A 9,553-nucleotide genomic window follows, 5' to 3' on the forward strand; every position below is an offset into this window, starting at 1 on the left:
AGTAAATCATCGATTTTATTTTTTATCTTTTTTTTCATAAATTTTTTACACTACCAACTGTCTTCATCATATAGAAAATCTCACTTGATTTCTACCAAGTTTAGTTGTCAATTTGTCAATAGATGGTTGCCAGGCACTTTATATAGCAAAACCGGCGTATTGTGTTTGAATTAATTGATAATATTTTCCTTTTTGTTTTAGTAAATCCCGATGATTTCCCATTTCAATAATATGACCGTGATCCATAACGACAATGATATCGGCATCTCGAATGGTACTTAATCGATGAGCGATGATAATACTTGTACGATTTTTCATAATTTCCTGCATTGCATTTTGAATGGCTTTTTCGGTTCTTGTATCTACATTCGATGTAGCTTCATCTAATATTAAGATTTTAGGATTGGCTACAAAGGCACGACAAATCGCTAATAATTGACGTTGCCCAGTGGATAATTTTTTTCCAGCACTTGTTAAATATGTTTCTAAGCCTTCAGGAAATTGTTCTATTAATTCTTGGCATTGACTCATTTCGATGGCTTTTAATATGTCTTCCATATTGGCTTGTTCATTGGCATAGATTAAATTCTGATAAATTGTATCGGAAAACAACAAAGTATCTTGTAAAACAATGGCTACATTGTTTCGAAGAGCCGATAAAGAAAGAGATTGAATATCCTGGTTTTCAATTTTAATTTGACCAGAATCAATGTCATAGAAACGCATCAATAAATTCACAATCGTTGTTTTTCCACTGCCAGTTGCGCCAACAAGTGCAATTTTTTTACAAGAAGGAATATTTAAAGAAAAATCTTTAATGACAGGTTTATCTTTTACATAAGAAAAATTCACATGATCAAAAGTCACGGATGTATCTTGATTTGAATTAAATTCTTCTCCTTTCATATTTTCTTCTTGTTCATCCAAAATCGTAAACACTCTTTCAGCTCCTGCAATTTCTGTTTGAAGTTGACCATATACTTGAGAAATTTCATTAATAGGTCGACTAAATTGCTTGGCATATACAATAAAGGCAGAAATCACACCAACTGATATATATCCCTTAATTGAAAAAATTCCTCCAAAAGCAGCAATAATCACAAAACCAATGTTTCCAATACAATTGATAACAGGTCCCATAACGCCACTAAAAGCATCGGTTTTTATACCGGCTTTAGTTAATTGATTGGCCGTTTGACAAAATCTTTCGATTGTTTTTTCTTGTTGATTATATGCCACAACAGAAGCATAACTGGAAATCATTTCTTCGACACAACCATTTAATTGTCCTAATAAAGCTTGTCGCAATCGAGAATGTTTTCGAACTTTTGCGGATAAGAAACGAGTCACAAAAACAGTTAACAGAACTGTAAAAAAGCTTAAAAAAGCGAGTTGCCAGCAATAATAAATCATCACAATAACCGTGCCTGAAATAGTTAATATTCCAGAAAACAATGAAGGAAGAGATTGTGAAATGGTTGTAGATATATTTTCAATATCATTTGTCATTGCACTCATCACATCTCCATGACTATGTGCATCTAAATACGAAACAGGTAAATTCATCATTTTTCCAAATAATTCTTCGCGTATTTGTTTGACGATTCGCTGGGATAAATGTGCACAGATGCGACCTTGAAAAAGTTGCGATAAACTATAGCATAAATAACTTAGTAACATAATAACAATCGTCTGATTTAAAATACCTTGTCTTTGACCAGAAATAATATCAATAACATGGCTTTGTTCACTGGGAGCATAGATTCCACTGAATGTTCCAGCCACAACTACTAAAAACATGGTTATCACTAATTTCTTTTCTTTTCCAAAATAGTTCAAAATTCTTTTTATGGTTCCTCCAATATTTTCAGCATATTCAACACTGACAAAACGAGACCCTCGATTCATTCCAGGAATATTTCTTTCCAGAATTCGGTTTTTATTGTCCATAGTCTTCCTCCTTACATTGCGATTGGAAAATATCAACATATGTTTTACTGTTTTTCAATAAGTCTTCGTGTTTTCCAATGGATTCAATTCTTCCTTTTTTTAAGACCACAATAAAATCGGCTCGCATTGCTGAGGCAATTCGTTGCGTGACAATAATTTTAGTTTGATGAAAAGAAGAAAGGGCATCTAGTAAATCTTTTTCTGTTTTTAAGTCTAATGCACTTGTCGCATCATCTAAAATTAAGATTTCTGCTTTCTTCACAATAGCACGAGCAATACAAATTCTTTGTCTTTGTCCACCTGACAAGCTCATTCCTCTTTCTTGTACCATTTGCTGATAATCTGAAATAAAGTGGGCTTGCGCAATAGAGGCAGCTTCTTGAATCTCTTCAAGACTTGTTTTTTCATTTCCCCAGGCAATATTTTCTTGAATCGTTGTGTTAAATAATTCATTTTTTTGTAGAACAATCGCAATTTTATCTCGTAATTCTTTTTGTTTATAGGATCTTACATCTATGCCATCGATAAGAATTCTTCCTTCATCTACATCATAAAAACGACAAATTAAATGCACTAAAGTACTTTTTCCACATCCAGTCGCTCCCAAAATAGCTACACTTTGTCCGGGTTTTATTTTTAAATTGATATTTTTTAATATTTTATGGCTATTCTTTGTATAAGAAAATGAAACATTTTGAAATTCAATTTCACCTTCTTGTTTCAAATTTTTTTGTGTTCCATCTTCAATTTGTGGTTCCTGGCATAACAATTCTTTTACACGCTTCCAGGAAACATAACCCCTGGAAATGTTTTGAAGAAGTATTGTCAAGGACATAATCCCATTTAATAATTGAGTTGTATATGTAATACCGGCCATGATTTGTCCAATAGACAAAATTTGAATCGCTCCTGCTTTTAATATCAACGCAATGACAATATAAATCAAAGCATCAATGATAGGATTCATAAACGCAAATATTAATAATACATGTAGTTGTGTATGAATTAAATTGTCATTGGCTTTTGAAAAACGAATTTTTTCATATATTTCTTTCACACATGCTTTAATAATTCGAATTCCCAATATGTCTTCTTGCAAAATAGAATTAATGGAATCTAGTTGAGATTGAAGTTGAAGAAATAATGGATTAGCTTTCCATAAACAATAGAGTAATGTACCCACAATAAAAGGAAAAGCCAATGTCACAATTTGTCCAAAAATAATATTGATTCGATACATAAAGAAAATACTTCCAGCTAATAATAAAGTCGTACGAATCATGCCTCGAACAAATAATGAAACAAAATTTTGTACTTGTGTAATATCGTTTGTCATTCTTGTGACTAATGAACCCGTTGTATATTGATCCACTTGTTGAAAAGATAAATTCATAATGCGCTTAAAGGCATCTTTTCGAATATCATTTCCAATGTTTTGTCCACTAATATGTACAAACACATTGTTCATGCTTCCACAAAGTCCTCCAAACAAAACAACACAAATCATGATGAATCCAAGTTTCCATACCCAATCCATATTTCCTTTTAATACGCCATCATCGACAATGCTGGCCATGATTGAAGGTTGAATTAAATCGACACAGACTTCACTAATCATGAATAAAGCGGCAATAATGGAATAGGGCAAATATCTTTTGATGTATTTCCACATAGTTCACCTATTTTTTTATTTTATCTTTAAATCGAATTTCCCAGTCACTTGTAACTTGGTCCAATAATCCAAGAAGAATTTCTTTTTCTTGTATATTTAAACAAGAAAACATATTTTCATGTCGCTTTTTTCGTATATCACTTGCCATTTGTGCCTGTTTCAAACCTTGTGATGTTAACGTTACATCTGTTGTTCTTCGATCCAATTGAGATATTTTTCTTTCAATGAAATGAGAACTTTCTAATTTAGACAACACTTCACTAACTGATCCCGGTTGAATGCCCAATATTTCTGTAAGTTTTCGCTGTGTCATAGGACCAGATTCCAATAAAACAATTAGAACCTGACTTTGACTTCCTTTTCCTTCAAATAAAGATCGCATAACGTGATTAATATTTCGAAAATGGATAATGAGCTCTTTATTGATGTCATGTTCATTCATAGTATGTCTCCTTTTCTTTAGGTACCTTGATATTAGCATAATCACCACCCTATATCAAGGTACCTTGACAAATTTGTAAAAATGATTTATTATTTTCTTGCGTGTAGCAAATGTGCGTAAATCCAGCACTTTCTATGCGTTTTTTTTTGCGAGTAGCTTATAAGCGTAAATCCAGCGTTTATAAGCTTTTTTTATGAAAGGACGGAAAGAAAATGGAAAATTCAAATCAATTTTTAGCCACAGAGAAAATAGGCAAACTTATGAAACAATACGCAATTCCTTGTATTATTTCTCTATTAGTTGGTGCTTTATACAACATCGTCGATCAGATTTTTATTGCCAATGCGACATATTTAGGAAGTTTTGGAAATGCCGCCAATACAGTAGTCTTCCCCTTAACAATTGTTGCCCTGGCCATTGCCGTTATGATTGGTGATGGATGCTGTGCTTTTGTCAGCATTTGTCTAGGAAAAAAAGAAATCCATGAAGCCAAACAAAGTGTTGGAAATTCTGTAGTGATGTGTATTATTTCGAGTTTGATTTTAAGTGCTATTTATTTAATTTTTTCAAAACAAATCATTACGATGTTTGGTGGAACCGTTAATGTCGAAACCTATGGATATGCCAAAGAATACTTCTTTTATATCACTTTAGGTATTCCATTCTATATGTTTGGACAAGCAATGAATCCTGTTATTCGAGCTGATGGAAATCCAAGATTTGCGATGATTGCCACTCTTTGTGGAGCCATTGTTAATATTATTTTAGATCCAATTTTTATTTTTATTTTTAAATGGGGCATGATGGGAGCCGCTGTTGCGACTGTTATTGGACAAATTGTTACAGCCATATTATCAATTTGGTATTTAACACATATGAAAATTATTCAACCAGCTATCCGTGATTTTAAAATCAATGTTTCAATTTGTTTACATACACTAATATTGGGAATTACAAGTTTCTTATCTCAAATTAGTTTGGTATTTTCAATGGCAGCCATTAATAATATGATTCGAAAATACGGGGCTTTAGATCCAGTCTTTGGACAAGAAATGTATGCGCAAATTCCTATGGCCGTCGTTGGAATTGTTATGAAATTTTTCCAGATTGTGATTTCTATTGTTGTAGGAATGGCAGCTGGTTGTATACCTGTAGTTGGATTTAATATTGGTGCCAATAAAAAGAATCGAGTCAAAGAATTATTCACAAAATTATTGTTGTATGAAGCACTTGTTGGATTCATTTCTTTAATCATTGTTGAATTCTTCCCTCAACAATTGATTAATATCTTTGGAGCCGCCAATGAAAGTAGTTACTATACAACATTTGCGATTAAAGCCTTTCGAACTTATTTATGCATGATTGTATTTGCATGTGTGAATAAAGCTTGTTTTATTTTCTTACAAGCTATGGGAAAAGCTATGGAATCGACTATTTTATCAATGGTTCGTGAAATTGTATTTGGAGTGGGATTTGCCTTAATTTTACCGAAATTTTTTGCCTTAGATGGTGTTCTATATTCTATGCCTGTATCGGATATTTTAACTTTTGTGATTGCATTGTATTTGATTATCAAAACATTCAAAGAATTGAAAGGAGCAAAATATGAACTATAAAGTCATTACTATTTCTCGTGAATTTGGAAGTGGAGGAAGAACCATTGGACGTAAAGTTGCCCAAGAATTAAATATTCCCTGTTATGATAGCGAATTAATTCAGAAAATCGCAACTGAAAGTGGTTTTAGTCCTGAATATATTCAAGAAGCCAGTGAATATTCTCCAAGTGGATTTTTATCTGCTGCTTTTTCCAATCGAGCTTTCGGGCCATCAAATGAAGATTATTTATGGAATCTTCAATATAAAGTCATTCAAGATTTAGCTTCACAAGGTCCTTGTGTCATTGTTGGACGCTGTGCTGATTTTATTTTAAAAGATACTACGGAATGTTTAAAAGTCTTTGTTCATGCGAGTTTAAAATTTAGAAGTAAGAGAATTTTAGAAGTATATGGTCAAAGAGAACAATCTATAGAACAAAGAATAAAAGATAAAGACAAACGCCGATCCGCTTATCATCGTTTTTATACCAATATGAAATGGGGACATGCCCAAAATTATGATATTTGTTTAGACAGTGGCCGCTTAGGCATTAATTGTTGTGTACAAACTATCATCCATTTATATAATAATAATGAACAGCCACAGTAGTGTATTACTGTGACTGTTTTGTACTTAGGATAACAGGCAAAAGAAGATATGATCGATTATCAGCTTGTGAGTATATCGTTGTAATACCAGAAAACTCTTTTCGTTTCATATCCATTTTATGCGTATACATCGCATTTCCTGTCCATACTTTTTCATAAGTAAGAATTTTATATAACTCATTCATTGGAAGTTTTCTCATCATTCCCATAATCAATTTAGGATTTTTTAAATAATGACTGATATCAACTTTACTTTTTAAATTAGAAGCAGTAAACTTGAAATCTTTTTCTGAAATGTTAACTCCTAAACGATATCCTTTAGGAATAATGATCGAAGTCGGCCATATTTCAATATTCGTTTGTGTTTTTTCTCCTTTTTTCAAAGGCTGAAGCTAGTCATGTGTATGATAAGGACGATACGGTAAACTTTTCTTTTCGTCGATCTTTCTATGAGACGCTCTAAACTCACTCATTATCCACAACTTCTAAAATATTTTATGCTATCTTAATTGGATGCCGAATGATAGTTTTCCATTTCTCTAAAGGAACTTTTCTTGCATCTGATAAATAAATCTCGTGATGTAAGCGATTTTTATTTATATCATTCGTATATCCGTTTTGTTCTAAATACATATCCATAAGACTAACAGTAACCGACTCATCATCAAAAGAACCTATATGCATCATTTGAACACATAATCCTTCATCAATGGTAAGAAACTGCACAGATGAACAATCTAGTTTCTTCTTTTTCGTTGTCATTTCTTTTGCCCAGTCAAAATCAGTTTTCGAAACAAAATCTGGCAAACGAATAACGGAAATCCAGTTGAAAGTTGATTTATTTGCATAATCTACATTCTGTACATCCTCTTGCCACCAAAAGCCCTCTAAAGGTGGAACAACAAATTTAAAAAATCCTTCCATTTTATAATCGGTCTTATAACTCATTTTTATAGTATATGCAATAGCATATAAAATATGAATGGATTGTTGATATGAACCTCCTTTCTCATTGGGATTGCCTTTCCCTTGAATCGCAATGTAATTAAATTTTGGAACATTTATAATTTCCGGTTTATTATTTGGCATATATAATTCTTTATATTCTTTCTTGAAATCAAATGTCATAGTTCCCTCAATGTTTTATATTGGACAACAAATTTCTGTCACAAATTCATCTGGGTTTTGTGTTTTATCGGGTCCGACATGATATATATTCATTATAGGTCCACTCATTTGAAATCCATTATCACAAATCCATTGCACTACATAAGCAATCACTTCACTGAATTGAGAATACGATCCTTTAAATGTAATACTGGCAACTGTTATTTCTTTTTCTGTTTTATAGACAATATGCTCTGTATTTTCTTTACATTCTTTGACTTCCACTTGTACTTCTACATCCACATATTCTTCTCGATATTCTTTATCATGTAAAATCGCCATACAAGATCCACAAGGCATCGTTTGTAGTTCCTGAAACAATAAATGCCACAATTTTCCTTCTTCCTGATAAGAAGGAATGATTTGTCGTACACTTGCAACATTTCTTTTAGGAATTATTTTCTTACAACAACTATATTTCATTTTATTATCCTTTCTAATTTTCTCTAGAGACGTGTTTAATAGTTGCAGACGATATTGCATTTCTTGAATTTGAAGCAACAATTCTTCTCTTTGTTTACAAAAAAAAGACTCCCATTCCTGCATATCATTTGATTCTATTAATTTTTGAATCCTGGCAAGTGAAAAACCCATGTCTTTTAACGCCTTGATTTTTGTCATCAACAACAACTGTGATTCATCATAATATCGATATCCATTGGCATGTACTTGCACAGGTTTAATCAAATTCATATCATCGTAATATCTTAACATGCGAACACTCACTCTAGATAGTCTTGAAAAATCTCCAATCTTTAACATAATTTCCTCCGAAGGTATTTTCAGTGTACTGTCTTACATCATGGTATAGTCAATTCTTTTTTTGAACAATCCTTCCTGGTTACAATAAAAATAAATAAATTTTACTCCATCGATTTTAAAATATGCTTCTGCATTTTGTTCTGGATACAATTTTACGAATTGAATTCGATTAGAAGATACAGCAGCAATAAACGAAATATAATGTTTTTTTGTCATTTCATGAGAAATCGAAACAAAATATTCATTTTCTATTTTTTGAATAGAAATAAAATGATCTTCATTTGTTTTCTGGGCTTGTAAAGAAGACAAAGATATTCCATGACAGTGAACCATACTTTCAGACAAAGTCCATAATACATTTCCACAAATGGGACAAACATAAAAATGAGCTTTTAAACAATTGCCTTGTTTGTTTGTAGTTTCAATTATTTGATTGGATAAAAATTCAAAAATAGACATTTGAAAGACACGAGCAATGGCTTCCATCATTTCTAAATCAGGACAACTTTTTGAAGTTTCCCATTTTGAAATGGTTTTATCACTAACATATAATTGTTTTGCCAAATCCATTTGTGTCATTTTTCTTTTTTCTCGATTGTTTCGAATAATTTCTGAAATTTGATTTTGATTCATACTATTCCTCCTGCCTTTATCTTATAGAAGATTTTTAAAAATACCTATCTACAAAAAAGAGAATATTTTTCTATAATCAAAATCATAGTAGCGACTAAACATAATCCAATAGCACAATAAACAGGATTTATTATAGAGATTGTGAATGGAAAAATATAAAGCAGAAATCCCATGATTTTATTGAGTCTATGATGATTATACTCACCAAATTGATGAAGCATATGTTTTCCCTTACAAATTCCAATACATAAAATCCAAAAATATATCCAAGTTGGAAAAGAAAGAATGGGAATGAGTCGAATACAGCATACAACCAGTAAACAAAAATCAGCAATACTATCAAGTTTTGCGCCATATTCACTTTCTGTATGTGTTTTTCGAGCAATCCATCCATCCAATCCATCACTAATTCCAGCAACTAAATAAAAAAAATAAAACCAATTCATAGGACAAAATAATAAAATAAGACTACATAATATTCGAATCAACGTGATTGTATTTGCCATAACTTTATTTTCGCATAGAAAAAAGACAAGAAAAAGTTTCACTTGACTTTTTTGTATTATATAAAATTATAAGTGACAATTTTTTAATTTAAACCTCAAAATTTCTTCAAATTATGACAAAGAAGAAAAAAAGTGTGACTCATTTAAGTCACACTAAACAATGGGTATCCAAAGTTTCTGGGGGTCTGAATTTAGGGGGAAATTTTAGGGGTCTATT

At 31.6% G+C, this 9,553-nt stretch carries 10 protein-coding genes; 2 read left to right on the top strand and 8 right to left on the bottom strand.

Annotated features, from left to right (window positions below; genetic code table 11):
• Positions 1-138 precede the first annotated feature (138 nt).
• Genes ACI32A_RS05340 through ACI32A_RS05350 form a run of 3 tightly spaced genes read right to left on the bottom strand, consistent with a single transcriptional unit; the run spans position 139 to position 4,064 of the window.
• Positions 139-1,950: an ABC transporter ATP-binding protein gene (locus ACI32A_RS05340; RefSeq protein ID WP_439754003.1), complete on the bottom strand. Its 1,812-nt coding sequence runs from the start codon at positions 1,948-1,950 to the stop codon at positions 139-141.
• Positions 1,940-3,622, bottom strand: a complete 1,683-nt coding sequence (locus tag ACI32A_RS05345; RefSeq protein WP_439754004.1) for an ABC transporter ATP-binding protein — start codon at positions 3,620-3,622, stop codon at positions 1,940-1,942. Before ACI32A_RS05345 ends, ACI32A_RS05340 begins: the two co-directional genes overlap by 11 nt.
• 7 nt (positions 3,623-3,629) lie before the next feature.
• On the bottom strand, positions 3,630-4,064 hold the full coding sequence (locus ACI32A_RS05350; protein WP_439754005.1) for a MarR family winged helix-turn-helix transcriptional regulator: 435 nt from the start codon (positions 4,062-4,064) through the stop codon (positions 3,630-3,632).
• Positions 4,065-4,324: 260 nt separating this feature from the next.
• On the opposite strand from ACI32A_RS05350, the gene ACI32A_RS05355 reads away from it, so the two are divergent.
• Both ACI32A_RS05355 and ACI32A_RS05360 read left to right on the top strand, forming a co-directional pair.
• Positions 4,325-5,680 (top strand): MATE family efflux transporter, encoded by a 1,356-nt coding sequence (locus tag ACI32A_RS05355; protein WP_439754006.1) that lies wholly within the window; start codon positions 4,325-4,327, stop codon positions 5,678-5,680.
• Positions 5,670-6,269, top strand: a complete 600-nt coding sequence (locus tag ACI32A_RS05360) for an AAA family ATPase (RefSeq protein WP_439754007.1) — start codon at positions 5,670-5,672, stop codon at positions 6,267-6,269. The genes ACI32A_RS05355 and ACI32A_RS05360 overlap by 11 nt, the downstream gene beginning before the upstream one ends.
• A gap of 4 nt (positions 6,270-6,273) precedes the next feature.
• Here ACI32A_RS05360 and ACI32A_RS05365 read toward each other — a convergent pair whose 3' ends face one another.
• The 5 genes from ACI32A_RS05365 to ACI32A_RS05385 all read right to left on the bottom strand — a co-directional run bounded on the left by ACI32A_RS05365 (position 6,274) and on the right by ACI32A_RS05385 (position 9,336).
• Entirely contained in the window at positions 6,274-6,651 is a 378-nt protein-coding gene (locus tag ACI32A_RS05365; protein WP_439754008.1) for a hypothetical protein, read from the bottom strand.
• A gap of 112 nt (positions 6,652-6,763) precedes the next feature.
• Complete coding sequence (locus tag ACI32A_RS05370; RefSeq protein WP_439754009.1) at positions 6,764-7,396, bottom strand: GyrI-like domain-containing protein; 633 nt, start codon at positions 7,394-7,396, stop codon at positions 6,764-6,766.
• 15 nt (positions 7,397-7,411) lie between these two features.
• Positions 7,412-8,197 (bottom strand): MerR family transcriptional regulator, encoded by a 786-nt coding sequence (locus ACI32A_RS05375; protein WP_439754010.1) that lies wholly within the window; start codon positions 8,195-8,197, stop codon positions 7,412-7,414.
• A gap of 33 nt (positions 8,198-8,230) precedes the next feature.
• Positions 8,231-8,830: a helix-turn-helix domain-containing protein gene (locus ACI32A_RS05380; RefSeq protein ID WP_439754011.1), complete on the bottom strand. Its 600-nt coding sequence runs from the start codon at positions 8,828-8,830 to the stop codon at positions 8,231-8,233.
• Between the two features lie 44 nt (positions 8,831-8,874).
• Complete coding sequence (locus tag ACI32A_RS05385) at positions 8,875-9,336, bottom strand: CDP-alcohol phosphatidyltransferase family protein (RefSeq protein WP_439754012.1); 462 nt, start codon at positions 9,334-9,336, stop codon at positions 8,875-8,877.
• Positions 9,337-9,553: the final 217 nt, after the last annotated feature.

It is taken from the genome of Floccifex sp., from assembly GCF_051873555.1.
GTDB lineage: Bacteria > Bacillota_I > Bacilli_A > Erysipelotrichales > Erysipelotrichaceae > Floccifex.